Origin of the sequence: Streptomyces sp. NRRL F-5122 (genome assembly GCF_001507435.1) — a bacterium.
GTDB classification, from domain to species: Bacteria; Actinomycetota; Actinomycetes; order Streptomycetales; family Streptomycetaceae; genus Streptomyces; species Streptomyces lannensis.
The window spans coordinates 281852-301415 of the sequence record NZ_LMWH01000037.1 but is presented as its reverse complement, the minus strand read 5'-3'; the positions used below and the strand labels follow the sequence as shown (position 1 = coordinate 301415).

General features: G+C 69.4%; 22 protein-coding genes. 7 read left to right on the top strand and 15 right to left on the bottom strand.

The annotated features are described in order from the left end of the window. Positions 1-201: 201 nt before the first annotated feature. Positions 202-858, bottom strand: coding sequence for a DUF1707 SHOCT-like domain-containing protein (locus tag ADL25_RS07535; RefSeq protein ID WP_059126857.1), 657 nt, complete (start codon positions 856-858; stop codon positions 202-204). A 142-nt stretch (positions 859-1000) separates the two neighbouring features. Here ADL25_RS07535 and ADL25_RS07530 point away from each other — a divergent pair, with 142 nt between their 5' ends. After that, the gene (locus tag ADL25_RS07530; RefSeq protein WP_059126856.1) at positions 1001-2008 is read left to right on the top strand and encodes an LLM class flavin-dependent oxidoreductase; all 1008 of its coding nucleotides are present in this window, start codon (positions 1001-1003) and stop codon (positions 2006-2008) included. A gap of 51 nt (positions 2009-2059) precedes the next feature. On the opposite strand, the gene ADL25_RS07525 is transcribed toward ADL25_RS07530, so the two are convergent. From ADL25_RS07525 to ADL25_RS07515, 3 genes are all read right to left on the bottom strand, one after another. Then, complete coding sequence (locus ADL25_RS07525; protein ID WP_059126855.1) at positions 2060-2533, bottom strand: DUF1348 family protein; 474 nt, start codon at positions 2531-2533, stop codon at positions 2060-2062. After that, positions 2530-3117, bottom strand: a complete 588-nt coding sequence (locus ADL25_RS07520) for a hypothetical protein (RefSeq protein WP_059126854.1) — start codon at positions 3115-3117, stop codon at positions 2530-2532. Before ADL25_RS07520 ends, ADL25_RS07525 begins: the two co-directional genes overlap by 4 nt. A 103-nt stretch (positions 3118-3220) precedes the next feature. Beyond that, positions 3221-3868 carry a DUF1963 domain-containing protein gene (locus ADL25_RS07515; protein WP_234380691.1) on the bottom strand — a complete coding sequence of 216 codons (648 nt, stop codon included), beginning with the start codon at positions 3866-3868 and terminating at the stop codon, positions 3221-3223. Positions 3869-4245: 377 nt separating this feature from the next. On the opposite strand from ADL25_RS07515, the gene ADL25_RS07510 reads away from it, so the two are divergent. Continuing rightward, complete coding sequence (locus tag ADL25_RS07510; protein ID WP_059126852.1) at positions 4246-4698, top strand: zinc-binding dehydrogenase; 453 nt, start codon at positions 4246-4248, stop codon at positions 4696-4698. A gap of 80 nt (positions 4699-4778) precedes the next feature. Here ADL25_RS07510 and ADL25_RS07505 read toward each other — a convergent pair whose 3' ends face one another. Further along, positions 4779-5363 carry a GNAT family N-acetyltransferase gene (locus ADL25_RS07505; RefSeq protein WP_059126851.1) on the bottom strand — a complete coding sequence of 195 codons (585 nt, stop codon included), beginning with the start codon at positions 5361-5363 and terminating at the stop codon, positions 4779-4781. A 332-nt stretch (positions 5364-5695) separates the two neighbouring features. Between ADL25_RS07505 and ADL25_RS07500 the strand changes: the two genes are divergently transcribed. After that, positions 5696-6886: an IS110 family transposase gene (locus ADL25_RS07500; RefSeq protein ID WP_059126850.1), complete on the top strand. Its 1191-nt coding sequence runs from the start codon at positions 5696-5698 to the stop codon at positions 6884-6886. Positions 6887-6953: 67 nt separating this feature from the next. Here the strand turns inward: ADL25_RS07500 and ADL25_RS07495 are convergent, their stop codons facing one another. Beyond that, positions 6954-7406, bottom strand: coding sequence for a hypothetical protein (locus ADL25_RS07495; RefSeq protein WP_059126849.1), 453 nt, complete (start codon positions 7404-7406; stop codon positions 6954-6956). A gap of 306 nt (positions 7407-7712) precedes the next feature. On the opposite strand from ADL25_RS07495, the gene ADL25_RS07490 reads away from it, so the two are divergent. Together ADL25_RS07490 and ADL25_RS07485 are read left to right on the top strand one after the other, a co-directional pair. After that, on the top strand, positions 7713-8054 hold the full coding sequence (locus tag ADL25_RS07490) for a VOC family protein (protein WP_059126848.1): 342 nt from the start codon (positions 7713-7715) through the stop codon (positions 8052-8054). A gap of 273 nt (positions 8055-8327) precedes the next feature. Continuing rightward, positions 8328-8489, top strand: coding sequence for a hypothetical protein (locus ADL25_RS07485; protein ID WP_234380689.1), 162 nt, complete (start codon positions 8328-8330; stop codon positions 8487-8489). Positions 8490-8716: 227 nt separating this feature from the next. Here the strand turns inward: ADL25_RS07485 and ADL25_RS07480 are convergent, their stop codons facing one another. The 7 genes from ADL25_RS07480 to ADL25_RS07450 form a co-directional block, all read right to left on the bottom strand. Further along, entirely contained in the window at positions 8717-10216 is a 1500-nt protein-coding gene (locus ADL25_RS07480) for a metallophosphoesterase family protein (protein WP_059126846.1), read from the bottom strand. Then, complete coding sequence (locus tag ADL25_RS07475) at positions 10155-11078, bottom strand: lysophospholipid acyltransferase family protein (RefSeq protein WP_234380693.1); 924 nt, start codon at positions 11076-11078, stop codon at positions 10155-10157. Before ADL25_RS07475 ends, ADL25_RS07480 begins: the two co-directional genes overlap by 62 nt. A 176-nt stretch (positions 11079-11254) precedes the next feature. Further along, complete coding sequence (locus ADL25_RS07470) at positions 11255-12025, bottom strand: GNAT family N-acetyltransferase (protein ID WP_059126845.1); 771 nt, start codon at positions 12023-12025, stop codon at positions 11255-11257. Between the two features lie 180 nt (positions 12026-12205). Next, entirely contained in the window at positions 12206-13231 is a 1026-nt protein-coding gene (locus ADL25_RS07465; RefSeq protein ID WP_059126844.1) for a hypothetical protein, read from the bottom strand. 136 nt (positions 13232-13367) lie between these two features. Further along, on the bottom strand, positions 13368-14117 hold the full coding sequence (locus tag ADL25_RS07460) for a succinate dehydrogenase/fumarate reductase iron-sulfur subunit (protein ID WP_059126843.1): 750 nt from the start codon (positions 14115-14117) through the stop codon (positions 13368-13370). After that, positions 14114-16072 carry a fumarate reductase/succinate dehydrogenase flavoprotein subunit gene (locus tag ADL25_RS07455; protein WP_059126842.1) on the bottom strand — a complete coding sequence of 653 codons (1959 nt, stop codon included), beginning with the start codon at positions 16070-16072 and terminating at the stop codon, positions 14114-14116. Before ADL25_RS07455 ends, ADL25_RS07460 begins: the two co-directional genes overlap by 4 nt. Position 16073: 1 nt before the next feature. Next, positions 16074-16745 (bottom strand): succinate dehydrogenase, encoded by a 672-nt coding sequence (locus ADL25_RS07450; RefSeq protein WP_059126841.1) that lies wholly within the window; start codon positions 16743-16745, stop codon positions 16074-16076. Between the two features lie 120 nt (positions 16746-16865). Here ADL25_RS07450 and ADL25_RS07445 point away from each other — a divergent pair, with 120 nt between their 5' ends. Then, positions 16866-17750: a LysR family transcriptional regulator gene (locus ADL25_RS07445; protein WP_059126875.1), complete on the top strand. Its 885-nt coding sequence runs from the start codon at positions 16866-16868 to the stop codon at positions 17748-17750. 22 nt (positions 17751-17772) lie between these two features. Here the strand turns inward: ADL25_RS07445 and ADL25_RS07440 are convergent, their stop codons facing one another. Both ADL25_RS07440 and ADL25_RS07435 read right to left on the bottom strand, forming a co-directional pair. Further along, complete coding sequence (locus tag ADL25_RS07440) at positions 17773-18132, bottom strand: nuclear transport factor 2 family protein (protein ID WP_059126840.1); 360 nt, start codon at positions 18130-18132, stop codon at positions 17773-17775. 24 nt (positions 18133-18156) lie between these two features. Next, positions 18157-18936, bottom strand: coding sequence for an SDR family oxidoreductase (locus ADL25_RS07435; protein WP_059126839.1), 780 nt, complete (start codon positions 18934-18936; stop codon positions 18157-18159). Positions 18937-19041: 105 nt separating this feature from the next. Here ADL25_RS07435 and ADL25_RS07430 point away from each other — a divergent pair, with 105 nt between their 5' ends. Further along, positions 19042-19560: a winged helix-turn-helix transcriptional regulator gene (locus ADL25_RS07430; RefSeq protein ID WP_181923002.1), complete on the top strand. Its 519-nt coding sequence runs from the start codon at positions 19042-19044 to the stop codon at positions 19558-19560. The last annotated feature ends 4 nt before the right edge of the window (positions 19561-19564 follow it).

Genomic DNA, 19564 nt, shown 5'->3' with positions numbered 1-19564 from the left:
GACCGAGGGCGATCCCTTCCGCAACTTCCTCCGCTTCTTCCTCTTCGGCCAGGGCGAGGTGGCACCGGTGACCCGCGAGGTACTGCGCGAGGCCGAACCGGACCGCAAGCGCCGGCCTCGCGTCCACGTCGGCTGAGCCGTGACGGCGGGTCGGTTTGCTGGAGGCGTGCAGCTCGCGGACCGAACTCCCGGGAGGACCGATCAGCCGGTCCGCGACGGGTGGGCTGCCGGCTCACGAAGCAGCCACTGCCGGAAGCTGCGCCGCTGGGGGCGGACCAGCACCCGGCCGTAGTTGACCTGGCCGACCAGCTCGATGCGCAAGGTCTCCGGCGCACCGGCGTCGGTGATCCCCTGCGTCTTGATCTTGGCGTATCCCGTGGCCAGAGCGTCGGTGTCCACCACGATTCCCGGGCGGGTCAGCAGGTTCAGGGCGCTGCCGCGCAAGTCGAGGTCGATGCGCAGGGTGTTCCGGGTGATCACCGCCTGGCTGAAGTCGAGCGTCACCTCGCCCCAGGACGAGCAGATCTCCATCTGCCGCGGTACCACCCAGCGGCCGTCGCGTCTGGCCGAACTGCCCTGCTGCTCGATCCGGATGACGTCCTTGACCTCGGCCGGTGTCCCGCCCACCGTCCGGGCCACGGCAGGCAGATCGGCCGTGAGGACGGCCAACTCCCCCATCGTGCGCGCGGTGAGGGCCGCCTCCAGGCGATCGTCCAGTTCGTCCGAGGTCAGCCGTCCGTCTCCCGCCGCGATCCGCAGCACGTCGACGACCCGGTCGCGGTCCGCGTGCGAGGCCCGCAGCCGGCTCGGCGCACCCGAGCCCGCGGACTCCTCGGTGTGCGAGCGCTCTCCTGACATACCTTCACCTCGATCCGGACGGGCACCTCTCCCCCGCACTAACGCTATATCGCGTCATACCTCGGCGCCAAGCCCGCACCCCGCGCCGAGCGGCCACCACGCCGCCCGGGAATCCCACATCGCCCAGGACGTTGAACCTTCCGTGAGTTCAGCGATCGCAGAAACCCGCTTCTCCGTGCTCGACCGCTCGCGCACGCGCGAGGGGCACGACGGTACCGAGGCCCTGCGGGAGACCGTGGGGCTGGCACAGGAGATGGAGCGGCTCGGCTATCACAGGTTCTGGGTCTCCGAGCACCACGGAGTGCCCGGTGTCGCCGGCTCAGCACCCACGGTGCTGGCCTCTGCCGTCGCGGCCGCCACCCGGACCATCCGGGTCGGGACCGGCGGCGTGATGCTGCCCAACCACCGGCCGCTCGTCGTGGCGGAGCAGTTCGGCGTGTTGGAGGCCCTCTTCCCCGGTCGGATCGACATGGGTCTCGGCCGCTCCGTCGGCTTCACCGACGGGGTACGCAAGGCGCTCGGCCGGGACAAGGACGACGCCGACGATTTCGCCGGCCAACTCGACGAGCTGCTGGGATGGTTCCGCGGCACGTCCGCCACCGGGGTCCATGCACGGCCCACGGAGGGCCTGACCGTGCCGCCCTTCGTACTGGCCATGGGCGAGGGCGCCGCGATCGCCGCCCGCGCCGGGCTGCCCATGGTCATCGGGGACCTGAGGAACCGGGAGAGGATGCTGCGCGGTATCGAGCTCTACCGGGAGATCTTCCGGCCCTCCGTGTGGGCGAGCGAGCCGTATGTCGTCGTCTCCGGCACGATCGCGGTGGCGCGGACGCCGCAGGACGCCCGCCGCATCCTGCTGTCCGAGGCGTGGTCGATGGCGCACGCGCGGACCCGCGGCACCTTCCCGCCGCTGCCGTCGGCCGAGCGCGTGGAGTCCCTGCCGATGACGGACAAGGAGCGCGCCTTCTACGAGGCGGGGCTCGTCGGCCACATCGCGGGCACCGAGGACCAGGTGGCACACCAGCTGGATGGACTGCTCAAGGAGACCGGGGCACAGGAGGTGCTCGTCACGACCAGTACGTACGACCGTGCGGCGCTGGTGGACTCCTATCGCCGACTCGCGCGGATCGCCGCGCAGGCACCGGCGTAGGGAGGACGGTTTCCCTCTGCGAGTCCCCGCCCTCGTGTTCTCGCCGGGTGGTCAGAGGCCGAGGTCGCTCAGACTCGGGTGGTCGTCGGGCCGGCGTCCGAGCGGCCAGTGGTACAGGCGCTCCGACTCCTTGATGGGAAGGTCGTTGATGCACGCGTACCGCTTGCGCATCAGGCCGTTGTCGTCGAACTCCCAGTTCTCGTTGCCGTAGGAACGGAACCAGTTGCCCGAGTCGTCGTGGGACTCGTAGGCGAAGCGCACGGCGATGCGGTTGCCGTCGAAGGCCCACAGCTCCTTGATGAGGCGGTACTCCAGCTCACGCCGCCACTTGCGGGTCAGGAAGGCGACGATCTCCTCCCGCCCGTCGATGAATTCCGCACGGTTGCGCCAGCGGGAGTCGACCGAGTAGGCGAGGGCGACCTTCTCCGGGTCACGGGAGTTCCACCCGTCCTCGGCCTGGCGCACCTTCTGCGCGGCCGTCTCCCGGGTGAAGGGCGGGAACGGGGGGCGTGCATCGGTCGTCATGTCATCTCCGTCCAGAGAACGCTCGTTCTCCCCTTGGTGACCACAGTACGAGAACGGTGATTCTCGCGCAAGGCGGGGGGTGCCGGACGATTTACGGAAGCCCCCGCGCAGTGGTCCCAGGTCGACCGAAACCAGCAGCGCACACGAGGGAGAGGAGCCGAGCCAACGCCGGTCGACGGCGTCTCACCCCTGGCCGACAAGCCCGGCCGTCCGCGCCGCCCCGGCCTTGCCCTCACGACGTTCTGCGTCAGCTGACGCAGCTCGTTGATCGCATCCGGGTAGCGGGCCTGCACGTAACCGGGCTCGTGAAGCTGCTGTTCCTCGACGACGATGCGGCCGACCGGCCCAAGGGCCTGCCAACGACCGCCCGGCATACGACCAGTGGCGATCTCTGTCAGAACGGGCAGGGCGGCAAAGCCGGCCGTGTACACCGACCCCTGATGGCAGAGAGAGGCCCACAGCTCCTCCCACGCCTCGGACGCCAGCTCGGGATCACCGATTTCGTCGAAGAGCCGCGGTAGGTCGGATGCGGATCCGTAAGCGTGCTCCGGACGGGACCAGTCCAACGTCATGCCCTCAAACATCCCAACAGCATCCGGCGTACCGCGGGCCGCGTCCTGTGCCCTTTTCACTTCGCTTCGTGGTGTGCTTCTGCTTGCGCAGCGGGCAGGTGACGGCGCCCCGTGGTCACGAGCAGTCGAACCAGTGCCCGATGGGGCGATCGGGGCAGGTACGGCATTCGAAGACATAGACGCCTCCGGCGTCGCCGAGGCACAGCCCGGCGGGGTTGTGAGCTTCGTCCTTCCATCGCCGACCACCCGATTCGTTCTTGTCGGCTCGGTCCTCCTCGGGAAGCCACGTGCGCCAGGACTCACCGTCGAATTCCCAGCTGGACACGGTCAGGAGGTGTTCCATCCGGTTGCCACACCCTTCGCAGTCGGGCCATACCGGTTCCTGCGTCCAGCCCGGGTAGCCGCCGAGCTTGATTCCCGGGGCCTCCGCCAGGTGGTACGAGTACAACAGGCCGGTTTCGGCGAGCAGTTCGTCGAAGCGGCCCTTGAGGGCGTCGTGAACCTCGTCGGGAAGGTCCCGGCTCGGGTACTCGGTCACCTGCTCGGGGTGCACGACACAGCGAGCCGGGTACCAGTCCTCAGGAAGTTCAGCGGCCGGCGCCGGAGGGGTCAGCACGTCGCCGACGGCACCTGAGTCCCTCCAGTGGACCTGGGGCAGGGGGTAGCAGAACTCGCCGTGCTCATAGGGGCACCACAGGACCTGCAACAGGTCTGTGCCCTCGGGGAAGGGTACGGATGGCGCGTCGACACGACGAACCTGCACGATGGGAACCATGGGTACCGAGGAGGCGGGCCGATTCGTGCCGTCCGGGTCGTAGTGCTCCTCCCTGCAAACCGGCCAGGGCTCCGTGGCAGGCCAGAGCAAGGGACCTCCTACGGAGCTGTGCTCGTGGGTCGGAGAACCAGGACGCGGGTGCAGGCGGACGGACTCACGACGGAAGGGCAGCAGCTCAGGGAAGAGGCTTTCCACGTCGACCGGACGGCTGGGTGTGTGACGGGACATGTGCAGGACTCTAGAACGCAGGTACGACAACCAGCCCGGGACGTGACGGCTGAGCGCTGCCGGGGCCCGTTCGCCCTCCGCCCGCTGCACCATTTTTCGTCGGCGAGTGGGCACCCGCGTTCTTCGGCGCTATCGGAGTGGCCGGCACACGAGCAAAGCCGCCCCAGGTACAGGCCGGCACCGACTACGCGCTGCATGACACTGCCCCTGACTTCCTCGAAGCGGTGCACGAGGTGGCGGCCGACGGCGTGGACGTCGTGTTCGACCTCGTGGGCCAAGCAACAGCCAAGTTGTCCGCACAGGCAGTTCGTGACGGCGGGAAGATCGTTACTATCGGTGCCGCCTCAGGCCCACCGCAGCACTACGCATCACTGCGGGGCACGCGCGGAATCCGCATAGTCGGCGACAGCACGCCTCAGTACGTGGACCCCACAGACAACAAGGCTGTCTCGGAGCTGTTCACGGCGATCCGCGGCAGACTGTGCAACGACCTGGAGATCTCCCGCTACGCCTTCGAGGAAGCGCGTCGAGCCCACGAAGACCTCCAGGGGCGAAAGCCGGCCGGACTGCCCATCCTGCAAGGGAACTGACCAGTCGGCACCACCGTCCTCGCCGTCCCGCACCTGCGGGCGTGAGACGGTCCGATGCACTGGCCTCGTGAAAATCCGGTTCAGGCATCCCGGATGCGAGCGTGCAGGTGCATGTCGTGTCGACCGTCGTCATGCACTGCGGCACTGCGCATAGTTCCTTCGAGTAGGTAGCCGGACTTCGTAGCAACCCGACAGGAGGCATGGTTGCGGGTCGAGTGGTCCAAATACAGGCGATAGAAGCCGATCTCATCCAAAGCCCAGGCTGAGAGGGCCATGACCGCGCAGGTCGCGACACCGGCATCGCGGGCCGCTGGGAGCACCCAGTAGCCGACGCCGGCGATGCCGTCGTCGAAGTTCCAGCTACGTGTGGAAATTCTGCCGAGCACTTCGCCGTCGCTACGGGCGATAGCCCAATGGGCGCCCGTAGCGCTTTGCCAGTCCTGGCGGTAGTCGTCGAACCATTGTCGAACCTGGGCCTCTGACTGGGGCCGACGCGTATGCCAGCGGCGGATCTGTTCGTCCTGGTAAGCCCCCAGGAATACGGGAGCGTCAGCCGCTGCCCAAGGCCGCAACTCCAGGTCCCGGGCAGCGGACAGCACGGGCTGCTGAGAGCCGGAGATCACCTCCGAAGAGACCACCGGCGGCGTCGATAATGCGCGAGTCATGGAGCATGATCGCTCGGGGGCAACCTGACAAGTCAAGGTTGCGGGTGTAGTTCCGCACGAGGCAACGAGGAGTGAGAGTTGACTCATGCGGACCAAAGGCTGTCCTACCTTGAAGACGTGGGTCTGATCTGGTCATTCGTAAGGTCGGTGGACCCGGGGGCTCCGGGTATGGCTGTAAAGGCTGAGCCGCTGGATGGCTTACGGGACTTGGCCGCCCGGAGCCCCGTGACGACTCGACCGCTGATTGGGAGACGCGACTCGATCGCTGCTGTAGGACAACGTCGGCGAGGTCGTCTGCGGGAGCGAAGTACGACGAGCTGGCGGAGGGGAATGTGCCCGAGATCTGGGCCGGGGTGGACATCGGCAAGACGCATCACCACGCCGTGGTGATCAACGCGGAGGGCGAGCGGCTGCTGTCGCGCCGGATCCAGAACGACGAGACCGAGTTGCTCGCACTGCTCGGCGATGTGCTGGCGATATCCGACGACGTGCTGTGGGCCGTCGACCTCAACCATGGTGGGGCCGCCCTGCTGATCGGTCTGCTCACCGCCCACGATCAGTCTGTCGCCTACCTCACCGGCCTGGCAGTGCACCGGGCCTCGGCCACCTACCGGGGTGAGGCAAAGACCGACGCGAAGGACGCCTTCGTCATCGCCGACCAGGCTCGTATCCGCCGGGACCTGGGGCTGCTCAGGCCCGGGGACGAGATCGCCGTCGCCTTGCGCACCCTGACCACCCGGCGCCTGGACCTCGTCTTCGATCGCACCCGGCAGATCAACCGTCTCAGGGCTCAACTGCTGGAGATTTTTCCCGCCTTGGAGCGGGCACTGGACTTGACCAACAAGGGTCCGGTCATGCTTCTGACCGGCTACCAGACTCCGGCAGCGATCCGCCGTACAGGTGCGAAACGGATTGAGACCTGGCTGAGGAACCGCAAGGTGAAAGGCGCTGCCGCACTCGCCCGCACTGCCGTGGACGCCGCCCAGGCCCAGCACACTGCGCTGCCCGGCGAGAGGCTGGCCGCCGCCATGGTGGTCCGCCTTGCGAAGGGGGTGATGGCCCTCGACGAGGAGATCGCGGAACTCGACGCTCTCATCGAGGCCCGGTTTCGCGAGCATCCGCACGCCGAGGCGATACGCAGCCTTCCCGGCATGGGCGCCAGGCTTGGCGCCGAGTTCATCGCCGCCACAGGCGGGGACATGGATGCCTTCGGCAGTGCGGACCGCTTGGCCGGCTTCGCCGGCCTGGCCCCGCAGCCCCGCGACTCCGGCCGCGTCAGTGGCAATCTGCACAGACCCCGCCGCTACCACCGCGGGCTGCTGCGGGCCATGTACTTGTCTGCCCCGGCAAGCCTCAAGTGCTGCCCCGCCTCCAAGGCGGACTACCAGCGAAAGCGGAGCGAGGGGAAGGGGCACAAGCAGGCCCTCCTAGCCCTCGCCCGCCGACGCGTCAACGTCCTGTGGGCAATGATCCGTGACAGAGAGTGCTACCAAGTTTCACTCCCCGTCACAGTCGCAGCTTGACATCAGCATTGGGAAGTCCCGTTCAGCCCCATTAGTCGACTTCAGTCCGCACTGCCGGCCGGCCGCCTCACAAAGGCAGCCAATTGGGCCACCCCACGGGCTTGCCGCCCGGTTCGCACATGCTGTCCGGGTGGCCGGGCGACACGTACCACACTGCCAACTCCGACCAGAGCGACATCGCAGTGGCAAGAATCGTCAACACCAGCGGCAGCAGGATGCGTCGACGGCCGGTCACCATGCGCATCACAGCCCAGAGCACGGTAGACACCGTCGCCGCGCCGGTCGACGCGACCACCCATGCAACGATCTGATAGGAGCCGTCGGTGCCGATGTCGCAATTCGCCCAGGTACTGATCAACACCAACGAGGCCACATACCCGGAGCCAAGGAATACCACCCACCCAATCACCCAGGCGGCCGCGCTGTACTCGGCCTTCTTTCCCACCGGGGAGCGCCGCTTCGTGGTCTCCACACAGTGCCCTTCCGCAGGAAGCGGTGCGCCGTAGGGGCGGTCGACCATCGGCCGCTGAATCCTTGCGGTGCGTGATGTTACAACGCGTCGTAGCCGCAAGGGTGATGATCTAGGTGACGCTCCGGTGCCCGTCTGCCCCACTGTGGAAGAAAAGGAACCGCACCGGTGCCACGGCCCCTCCCGCGGCACCGTCGAACTGCCGGGCTCCGGGCTGATCGAGGTGGACTGCCTGGTTCGCTGGTCGGTCACCTTGCGTCAGTAGGACCCTGTCGTCATGGCGAGGCGGACAACGATGACCTTTCGACGCTGCCGAAGTCAGTACGGACGCCACATCGACTCCGCACGGAGGACGGCATGGCTCTGGACCTCTTCGCAGGCATCCCCGTCACCGACTACGACGCGGCGCTGCCCTGGTACGAGCAGTTCTTCGGCAGGCAGCCCTCGTTTCTGCCGAACTCCATCGAAGCGGTGTGGGAGGTCGCCGAGCATCGCTACGTCTACATCGTGGAGGACCCGGAACGGGCGGGGAACGCCCTGGTGCTGTTGTTCGTCGACGATCTCGGCACTCGAGTCGCCGAGATCGCTCGGCGGAGCATCGAGCCCACGAAGCGTGAGACATACGAAGGTGGTGTGACCAAGGTGAGCTGCCGAGACACGGACGGCAACGAGATCAGCTTCGGCGGCGGCTCCGGCTGAACGACCTCTCCGACGCAGGCGAATCGCTCGGCATTCCGCCGGGTCCGGGCCTCCTGCCGCACCGCTCCGCCGTGCGGCAGGAGCGTCCGATCGGAGCGGCCTCTCCGTCCCATAAGTGATCGCCGGGCGGGAGTTCATTCACGGGACAGCTCTAAAGGGATGTCCGGGAATCAGGGCGGGGTACACGTGTGACACTGTCGGCATGCGGTGTTCTCGGCCGAGCACCCGGAGACGGTACGGCTGTGCGGTCAGAGGTATCCGAGCGGCGACGACATGATTCCTGCCGAAGGCCTGATCGTGGTGGCAGGCACAGCAGGCACCCTGATGGCCGCCGGCTGGATCCTGATGGTCACCCGACAGGAGCGGCGGGAGAACCGCCGGTCCGTCTCGGCTGCGCACGCGACTGACCTGACGTCCGCAGGCACCGAAGCCTGAGCGGCATGGATCATGTGCGGGACAGCCGGCAGTCGCGCACGGCAAGGCTGTCCACACCGGCCTGTCGCATGAGTGGCTTCAGGGCACCTACCTTGCCGTCGACCTCCCGCCCGGCGCGGATGAGACCCCCTTCATCGAGGCATTCGAACCCCTTGCCCGGGCCGGCGTCCTCCACTGGGAGATCGATTCCTGACCCGAAGGTTCCGAGAGACGTTCTTGTCGACGCGTCACACCAGCGGGATGGTCACCTCGTCCTCGACGGGCGGGTCGAGTTCCTGGCGCAGGTTGCCCGTCGCCGCGAAACAGCGCAGCCGTACCGCCTCCTCGGTGACGTCCAGACGCAGGAAGCTCTTGAAGAAGGGCGCGCTGTAGGTGGCCGAACCCGGCGAGAAGAGCCGGGTGTAGAGCTTGCGTACGGGCAGACGGAAACGCGCCGTCCGGTCCGGGCGACCACCGGCGCCCAGCAGACGGGCGACGAGCCGGATGCGCCGGGTGACCCGCGCCGGTGTGCCCTGCGCGCGTGTCACGGGAATGCCGAGGCGCTCGGCGACGACGGCGGTCGCCTCCGCCTCGGTGAGGGTGAAGAAGCGCCGCAGTCGCAGTCGGCGCCCGTAGAGCCTGCTGTAGAAGGCCAGGGAGTCGCCCCGCAGCGGATAGCAGCGGAAGTCCTGCTCGCCGACGTTCGCGACGGACACGCGCGGAATGGTGTGGGTGGCGTGCATGAAGGCGCCGCCACCGCCGGAGACCACGTACTGGATGGTGCGGCCGTCCACGTCCACCGGATAGCGCTGGTAGTTGTGGATGTCGCCGCCTATCGCCGCGACGTAGTGGTGGCCGGGGTCGCGGACGATGTCGTCGACCGTGCCTCCGCCCTCGATGGGGCAGGGGTGGTGTTCGCCGTCCACGTACAACGGCGAACCGGTCACGAGGATCTTGGGCCGGGGCCCTTGCGAGACCTCACGCAGCCAGCGGCCCTGTTCGGCGTCGATGGTGCCGAGCAGACCCGTGTCGATGCCGATGATGCGTAGGGGCCCGGCGTCGATCGCCCAGTACGGGCCCGGCTGCACCGCCTGCTGAGCAGGGGCGGAGCGCAACTTCCGTGCCGCGCTGAGGCGTTGTTCGTCCAGCTTGCCCGGCCTGTGCCACAGCAGCGAGCGCAGCCAGGCGCCCGTCAGTGGGCGCGGAGCCGGGGCCGGGGCGAGAGGTGCGGCATCGCAGAAGACCTTCATGAAGCCCTGAAGGTCCTCGTACCAGTCATGGTTGCCGGGTATCGCGTAGATCGGGGCCCGGTAGTCGCGGTAGGGACGGAAGAACTTCGTCCCGTAGTCGGCGGTGGCTCCCACCGGGTATATGACGTCGCTGGCCAGCACGGCGAAGTCGGTGTCCTGACCGGCCTTCAGAAAGCCTGGAATTACGGCGTATTGAGGGTCGTCCCCCTCACCCGTGTCTCCGATGACCATGAAGGAGAAGCGGTCCGGGCCGTCGTGCCTGATCACCCTGTCGGCGGGAGCGCCCGCCGACTGCTGCTGCTGGGCCCAACGGCTCCGGGTCTGTCCCGTGGGATCTCCGAACCACGAGGCCAGCACGCCGTTGCGCGCCGCCCAGAGGGTCTTCGGGTTGAGCCAGGAGAGCTTCTCGACCTGGGACGGCATCAGTGCGCGGTACTCACCGGGCTGTGCGTCGCCCCAGCCGGCACCCTCGGCGGTATCGCGTGAAGATTCGGACACCGGTGCACCGTAGCAATGCGCAAAACGGCGCACGGACAAGGGGGTTGCCGTTCCGGGGCAGAGCCCGGGTCACCGGGCCGGGGCGGTCCGCCCCGGCCCGGTGGTGGTGTGTCAGGAGCGCACCGCCGGATGCGGGTGCTCGGCCGTCGGCAGCCCGAGGGCCAGCTGGGCGGCGGCGGCCATGGCACGCCGGTCGGTCCCCCCGCCACACCGACGTCAGCAGGGAGTCGCTCCCCACGAACGCGGGCGCCGTGCTGGCCGTGCCCTCGTCGAACCGGTAGAGCAGTCGCACCGGCTGGACGGGGACACCCGCGTCCAGTGCCGCCTGGAACGCCGCCCGGCGAAAGCGCCCCTGTGCCCGGCCGCACCAGGTGCTCCCCTCGGGGAAGACCACGACCGCGGACCCGGCGCGCATCGCGCCCGCGATCCGGGCCACCGTCTCGGGCAGGGCCCGCAGCCGGTCACGGTCGATGAAGAGCGCACCGCTGGTCGCGGTGAGGGCACCCGCCACCGGCCACTGCCGGATCTCGGTCTTCGCGAGCATCCGGCCGGGGCGGACGGCCGCGAGGAGCGGGATGTCGAGCCACGAGATGTGGTTGGCGACCATCAGCAGACCGCCTTGCTGCGGGGCGGCCCCGGAGAGCCGCACCCGGACGCCCGCCGCCTGCACGAGGGTCCGGCACCAGGCCCTGACGATCCGCCCCCTGGATGCGACGGGCAGACGGCGGACCAGCGGGAACACGAGGATCCCCGGGATCAGTACGCCCAGCACGGCCGCCAGCCGAAGAACGGCGCGCGGTGTGGACGCCGCCGATGCGGTCGCGTCCACGCACGAGCGCGGGGTGCAGGGTGCGCTCGGCAGCCAGGCGCTCGTCGGTACGGTCGCCTCGGGCGCCGTGCTCTCGCGCCGAGGCTCGGTGACCGTGGCGGTGGCCTGGAGCGCGGCCGCACCCGGGCCCGCGAGCACCGCGGCGCGGCGCGGCCGCCAGGTCACGACGGTACGGGACACGTTCGTCACACGGGTCCGGGTCGTGTTCATCACGCCGGGACGAGCGAGAGGAAGTGCCGCAGGTAGCGCGGGTTGACCCGGCGCATCGACAGCAGGACGTACAGGTCGGCGACGCCGAACTCCGGGTCGTGAGCGGGCTCGCCGCAGACCCAGGCGCCCAGGCGGAGGTAGCCGCGCAGCAGCGGGGGCAGCTCGGTGTGCCCGGCCGGAGCCTCCACCTCGGGCCGCCAGGGCAGCAGCGGCCGTACGCGGTACTCCTCGGGCGCCATGTACTTGGTGCGCACCCGCTCCCAGGTGCCGGCGGCGAGCTTGCCGCCGTCCGCGAGCGGCAGGGAGCAGCAGCCCGCCAGCCACTCGTGCCCGCCGTCGACCATGTAGCGCGCTATCCCGGCCCAGATCAGGCCGATGACCGCGCCGTCGCGGTGGTCCGGGTGAACGCAGGAGCGTCCGACCTCGACGAGCCCGGAGCGGATGCCGGCCAGGGGGTCGAGGTCGAACTCGCCCTCCGAGTACAGGCGCCCCGCGACCGCGGCCCGGTCCGGGGGCAGCAGGCGGTAGGTGCCCACGACCTCGTCGGTCACCGTGTCACGGACCAGCAGGTGGTCGCAGTACGCGTCGAAGGGGTCGACGTCGAGACCCGGCTGCGGGGAGGACAGGAGGGCACCCATCTCCCCGGCGAAGACGTCGTGGCGCAGCCGCTGGGCAGCCTGCACGTCCGCCTCGTCACGAGCGAGGGTGACGGTGTAGCGCGTCGGTGCCACGGGCTGTGGGGGGCTGGCGAGGGTGGAAACGCCGGTCATGGCTCTCTCCTGGTCACGGGCCGGTTCGGCGAAGCGGCTAGCAGACCGTGGGGATGCGATCTGCCGCCCCTGTTCTTCCGATGCCGGCTGACCTACGCGTAACCGGAGCAGGGAGAGCGGGTGTGGGCTAGTTGAACGGCTCGCTCAGCCGCCGGCGGCAGCCGGGTCCGGACCTACTGTTCATCTCGCGTCCACGCAGTGCGCGAACCATCCCCGGGCCTCGTCCTCGTCCATCACACGCTCCAGGACCACGTCCGCCGACATGCGGGGGAAGAACCGCCCGGCCGGCCAGCCCCGCTCGTACGGTGGCGGGTCGAGGACCAGCAGCCGGGAGCCCTCGACGACGGGGATGTCGGTGGGTGTCCCCTCGTTCCACACCCACTGACCACCGGGTGTCACCAGGTTGAAGGCACCGGTCGTCGGCACCTGGCCCGGTGCATCCCGGCACACCGCGGCCTCCCGCGCGGACGGAGCGCGCCCGGGCACGTGACCGCCGCCGACCAGGACGTCGGCGAGCAGGGTGTGCAACTGGAAGTTGTCTCCGATGCCGCTCATCCGCAGCGCGTAGCCGGTGCCGCTCGGGCGGTGCAGCACCACGATCGGCTCGTCGTCCAGCACCAGCAGCGCGTACTCCAGGCACTTGAAGTCGTGCCCGGAGGCGTCCCGCACCGACCGCACGGCCGCAAGCAGCTCCGTGCGGCGGCCGTCCTCCAGGCCGGTGCGCACCGACGGGTCGTTCAGCATCGCAACGGACGCCATCTCCCACTGGGGCAGCGTCCACCAGCCGGCGGCCGCCTCCCGTCCGACCCGCTCGGCAACCGCCGGATCGGGATCGCCGGGTCGCGGCTCAGGGAGGTCCCCGCCCCCGGTCGTCTCCCAGCGGGCGCAGAACTCGCCCGCGCCCGCGAGCGCCTCGGCGAGTCCGTCGAAGACGTCCGGGGCACACTGCCGCGCCTGCGCTCCACGCTCGACACAGGCACCGACGATCACGGCGATCAGGCCGCGGGGCTCCGCGGGCACCTGCGGCAGCAGGGCGGACAGCCGCGGTCCGGCCTGGGCCGCCTCGTGGTCCGCCGCATCGGCGAAGTGCCGGTGCATCTCCCGTATGCCGCGCTCCGACCGAGCGCCGTCCCGGTCGCGTACGGCGGCCTCGAACCCGGCGACGGCCTCGAGCAGCCGGTCCTTGCCACGACGTCCGAAGATCATGCGCGCAGCCTATCGACGCGGGGATGCCTGACGGGACCGGGGGAGCACCACCCCCGGTCCCGCCCGTCCGCACTCCGACGGCGAACGTCGACGGTCGGCGCCGCCCCGTCCCGAGCAGCGCCGACCTGCTTGTGTGCTAACGGCGACCCGCCTTGCGGCTCGCGCGCAGCCACTCCTTGTTCATGCTGGTGATGGACACGAGCGGGATGCCCTTCGGGCAGGCCGTGGCGCACTCGCCGGTGAGCGTGCAGCCGCCGAAGCCCTCCGCGTCCATCTGCGCCACCATGTCCAGCACCCGGGTCTCGCGTTCGGGTGCGCCCTGCGGCAGCACGTTCAGGTGGTTGATCTTCGCCGAGGTGAACAGCATCGCCGCGCCGTTCGGGCAGGCGGCGACGCAGGCGCCGCAGCCGATGCACTCGGCGTGCTCGAAGGCGAAGTCGGCGTCCGCCTTCGGCACCGGCGTTGCGTGGGCCTCGGGTGCCGAGCCGGTCGGGGCCGAGATGTAGCCGCCTGCCTGGATGATCCGGTCGAAGGCCGAACGGTCCACGACCAGGTCCTTGATCACCGGGAAGGCCGAGGCCCGCCAGGGCTCGATGTCGATCGTGTCGCCGTCCTTGAAGGACCGCATGTGCAACTGGCAGGTGGTGGTGCGCTCGGGGCCGTGCGCGTCGCCGTTGATCACGAGCGAGCAGGCGCCGCAGATGCCCTCACGGCAGTCGTGGTCGAACGCCACGGGCTCCTCGCCCTTGAGGATGAGCTCCTCGTTGAGGGTGTCGAGCATCTCCAGGAAGGACATGTCGGCCGAGATCTTGTCCACCTCGTATGTGGACATGGCGCCTTCGGCGTCGGCGTTCTGCTGCCGCCAGACGCGCAGGGTGAGCTTCATGCGTAGCTCCGCTGGGTGGGGTGGACGTACTGGAAGACCAGGTCTTCCTTGTGCAGGACCGGCGCGTCGCCGGTGCCGGTGAACTCCCAGGCGGCCGCGTAGGCGAACTCGTCGTCCTTGCGGGCGGCCTCGCCGTCGGGGGTCTGGGACTCCTCGCGGAAGTGACCGCCGCAGGACTCGTTGCGATGCAGCGCGTCGAGGCACATCAGCTCGGCGAGCTCCAGGTAGTCCACGATGCGGTTGGCCTTCTCCAGCGACTGGTTGAACTCCTCGCCGGTGCCGGGGACCTTGATGCGCCGCCAGAACTCCTCGCGGATCTGCGGGATGCGCTCGAGGGCCTTGCGCAGACCCGCGTCGGTACGCGCCATGCCGCAGAACTCCCACATGAGCTCACCGAGCTCGCGGTGGAAGGAGTCGGGGGTGCGGTCGCCGTCGACGGACAGCAGCAGGTTCAGCCGGTCCTCCGTCTCGGCCAGCACCTCCTGCACGGCGGGGTGTTCGTCCGTCACCTGGTCCTGGTGCGGGTTGCGGGCGAGGTAGTCGTTGATCGTGGACGGGAGGACGAAGTAGCCGTCCGCGAGGCCCTGCATCAGCGCCGAGGCGCCGAGGCGGTTGGCTCCGTGGTCGGAGAAGTTGGCCTCACCGATGGCGAACAGGCCCGGGACCGTGGTCTGCAGGTCGTAGTCGACCCACAGGCCGCCCATCGTGTAGTGCACCGCGGGGTAGATCCGCATCGGCACCTCGTAGGGGTTCTCCGCGGTGATCCGCTCGTACATGTCGAAGAGGTTGCCGTACTTCTCCTCGACCTTCTTGCGGCCCATACGACTGATCGCGTCCGCGAAGTCGAGGTACACACCCTGGCCGCCGGGCCCGACGCCGCGGCCCTCGTCGCAGACGTTCTTGGCCGCCCGGGAGGCGATGTCGCGCGGGACGAGGTTGCCGAAGGAGGGGTAGATGCGCTCCAGGTAGTAGTCGCGCTCGTCTTCGGGGATCTGGTTCGGCGGCCGGGTGTCGCCCTTGGCCTTCGGCACCCAGATCCGGCCGTCGTTGCGCAGCGACTCGCTCATCAGGGTGAGCTTGGACTGGTGGTCGCCGGTGCGCGGGATGCAGGTCGGATGGATCTGCGTGAAGCAGGGGTTGGCGAAGTAGGCGCCGCGCCGGTGCGCCCGCCAGATGGCGGTCGCGTTGGAGTTCATGGCGTTGGTCGACAGGTAGAAGACGTTGCCGTAACCGCCGGAGGCCAGCACGACGGCGTCCGCGAAGTACGTCTCGATCCTGCCGGTGACCAGGTCGCGGGCGACGATCCCGCGTGCCCTGCCGTCGATGACGATCAGGTCGAGCATCTCGCTGCGCGGGTGCATCTCGACATTGCCGGCCGCGATCTGCCGCGAGAGCGCCTGGTAGGCGCCGAGCAGGAGCTGCTGCCCCGTCTGGCCGCGGGCGTAGAAGGTGCGGGAGACCTGGACGCCGCCGAAGGAGCGGGTGTCGAGCAGGCCACCGTACTCGCGGGCGAACGGGACACCCTGCGCCACGCACTGATCGATGATCTCGACGGAGATCTGCGCCAGCCGGTGCACATTGGACTCGCGGGCCCGGAAGTCGCCGCCCTTGACCGTGTCGTAGAAGAGGCGGTGGATCGAGTCGCCGTCGTTGCGGTAGTTCTTCGCGGCGTTGATGCCGCCCTGCGCGGCGATCGAGTGGGCACGGCGCGGGGAGTCCTGGTAGCAGAACTGGACCACGTGGTAGCCCTGTTCGGCCAGGGTGGCGCCCGCGGAGCCGCCGGCGAGGCCGGTTCCGACGACGATGATCCGGTGCTTGCGCCGGTTCGCCGGGTTGACCAGCTTGGCCTCGAACCGGCGCGTGTCCCAGCGCTCGTTGATGGGGCCCTCGGGCGCCTTGGTGTCGGCGACCGGCTCACCGGTCGCGTAGTCGGTGTATTCGGCGGAAGCAGTCATGTCAGCTCACCACTCCGGTCATGACGCCCACGGGAACGGCGATGAATCCGGCCGTGAGCAGCAGCGCTAGGGCATTGGCGGTGGTCTTCAGGGCGCGGTCGCGGGTACGGCTGCCGACGCCGAGGGTCTGCGCCGCGCTCCAGAAGCCGTGCCGGATGTGCAGGCCGAGGGCGAGCATCGCGACGATGTAGATGACGTTGCCGTACCAGGTGGAGAAGGTGTCCACGACGTTCTGGTACGGGTGGCCCTCCTGGAAGCCGCCGGAGTGCACGGTGCCGGTCGTCAGGTCCAGGAGGTGCCAGACGACGAACAGGGCGAGGATGATCCCGCCCCAGCGCATCGTGCGCGTGGCGTAGCTGGCCTGCGGCTTCTTGTGCACGTACTTGTTCGGCCGTGCCTTGATGTCGCGGCGGCTGAGCTGGTACGCGGAGACGATGTGGGCAACGACGGCGACCACCAGCACCACGCGGATCAGCCACAGCGTCCACCCGTAGTGCATGAAGGGCTCGCCGACGGTGCGCAGCCAGTGGGCGTAGTGGTTGAACTCCCCCGCCCCGAAGTAGATCTTCAGATTGCCGATCATGTGGGCGACCAGGTACAGCAGCATGATCAGGCCGCTGATCGCCATCACTGTCTTCTTGCCGACGGTCGAGTCCCACACGGTGCGCGCCATGGACGTCCGTCGGTCCGTCCGCGTTGCCAGAGCCATGTTCAGGAACGCTAGAGCCGAAGGTCCTTATCGGTCCAAGACATGGTCCGGCTCGTTTCGATAGCCAAGCCCTATGCTTGCATCATGCAGTTCCAGCAGCTCCAGTACTTCGTGGCGGTCGCCGAGACCCGGCACTTCACCCGGGCCGCCGACCTCGTCCATGTGGCACAACCGTCGCTGTCGCAGCAGATCAAGGCACTGGAGCGGGAGCTGGGCGCCGACCTGTTCCTGCGGGCCCGCGGCAACATCACCCTCACGGACGCGGGCGAGTCGCTGCTGCCGCTGGCCCGCCGCATCCTCGCCGACGCGGACACGGCCCGGCACGAGGTGCAGGAGCTGGCACAGCTGCGCCGGGGCCGGGTCCGCCTCGGCGCGACACCGAGTGTGTGCACCGGCCTGCTGCCGGACGTGCTGCGCGCCTTCCACGACCGCTATCCCGGCATTCAGCTCCTCATCGAGGAGGGCGGCTCCCACGACCTGGTCCGGGAGCTGGCGCGCGGCGCCCTCGACCTCGCCCTCGTGGTGCTGCCCCTGCCCACCCCCTCCCCCGCGCTGACCACGGTGGAGCTGTTGCGCGAGGACCTGGTGGTGGTGTCCTCCCCGGACGCCCCGCGACCGGGGGGCGGCCGGCGCACGGTCCGCATCGCCGATCTGGAGAGCGAGCGCCTGGTGATGTTCCGGCACGGCTACGACCTGCGGGAGCTGACGGTGGCCGCATGCCGCGCCGAGGGGTTCGAGCCGGATTTCGCGGTGGAGGGGGGCGAGATGGACGCGGTACTCGGCTTCGTCCGGGCGGGACTGGGCGTCGCCGTCGTCCCGCGCATGATCGCCACCCGTAGCGGACGCGGCCTGCGGGTGACCCCGCTGGCCCGCCCCGGCCTGTACCGGACGATCGCCCTGGCCCACCGCAGCGACGTGGCGCCACCGCGGGCGGCGCGGGAGCTGCAGCGGATGCTGCTGGAGCGGTGAGCCGGGCGGGCCGCGTCCGGCCTCAGGGCTCGATGACGAGCCGCTCGATCAGACCGGAGCCGAGGGTGAAGCGGTAGTGCAGGTCGACGGTGCCGCCGGGGAAGTCGCCCTCGAGATGCTGTGTCGCGACATAGTGCGCGTCGCCCGCCTGCTGGGCCCCGACGAGTTCGGTGGTGTAGGTGAACTCGGAGGCGGCCCGGTCGAGCCACTGCTCCACGGCGGCGTGCCCCCGGTGGGTGGCGCCGTCGTCGATCACGGTGGCGTCGTCGGTGAACGCGGCGATCGCGGTGGCGGTGTCGCGTACGCGGTGGGCCTCGAGGTAGCGCAGGACCACCGCGGGCAGCGAGTCGGGGGCGATGGCACGGAGCTGGTCGTCGGGCATGGGGGTCCTCTCAAAAAGGGGTGGTCAGACGGTGGGGGTGGTGCCGCCGTCGATGACGTACTCGGCACCGACGATGGACGAGGCGCGGTCGCAGGCCAGGAAGGCGATGAGTTCGGCGACCTCCTCCGGCCGGTTGGGGCGGCCGAGGGGGATGCCGCCCAAGGAGTCCATGAGCCGCTCCAGCGCGGCCTCCTGGGTGATGTCCGCCTCCTTCGCGATGCGCCCGACCAGGTCGTCCGCGGCGCCGGTCAGGATGAAGCCGGGCGAGACCGCGTTGACGCGCACCCCGTGCGGCGCGACCTCGTTGGCCAGGCCCTTGCTGTAGGTGCTCAGCGCGGCCTTTGCGGCCGCGTAGGCGAGCGTGCCGTTCCACAGCGGCATGCGCCGCTGGATCGAGGTGACGTGCACGATCGCGCCCGAGCGGGCCCGGATCATGCCGGGGAGCAGAGCGCGGTCGAGGCGGACGGCGGCCAGCAGGTTGGTGTTCAGCTCCCGCACCCAGTCGTCCTCGCCGAGCGCCGCGAAGCCTCCCGCCGGAGCCTGCGATCCGCCGAGGTTGTGGACGAGGATGTCCACTCCGTCCAGGCGGGCGTTCACCTCCGCGACGACCTGCGCGACACCCTCGGGGGTCGAGAGGTCGGCGGCGATGAACGTCTTCTCCTCGACGTCCTCGGTGGGGGTCCGGGCGGTGACGAGCACGGTGGCCCCGGCCTGCCGGAGGCGTTCGGCAACGGCGGCACCGGTGCCCCTGGTACCGCCGGTGACCAGCGCGCGCCTGCCGTCGAGGGAGTCGCTGATGGGCATGGCAAACAAGCCTTCCGTAGGGAGATCCGACGGCGGGAGGCCACCGCCGCCGACTGACTGCTAAAATAGCACCAAGTAACTTCGACTTTAGCAGTAACTGGGGAGATGGCCACCTTGGCAAGTCGCATCAGGCTGGAGGACAGGGAGTGCCCGCTGTCCACGACGGTGGAGCACGTCGGCGAGTGGTGGACGCTGCTGATCCTCCACGACGCCTTCGACGGCTACACCCGCTTCGACCAGTTCGAGGAGAACCTGGGCATCTCCTCCAGCATGCTCACCACGCGTCTGAAGACGCTCGTGGCGGACGGACTGCTGGAGCGGCGGCCGTACCAGAGCCATCCCGTCCGATACGAATACGTGCTCACCGAACTGGGCCGCTCGCTGCGCCCGGTGATCGTCGCGCTGGCCGCGTGGGGCAACGCCCGCCTCGCTCCCGAGCAGCGCAGCATGATCCTCGTCGACGCGAACAGCGGCGAGGAGGTCGAACCCGTGGTCGTGGACGCCAGGACGGGTCGTCGGCTGGACGACAGCGACGCCTATGTCTTCGCCGCGGGCCCCGCGGCAAGCCCCGTCATGCGCAGCCGCTACGCGACCCGGGCGCAGGCTCCGGCGCCCGCCGATTGAGCGG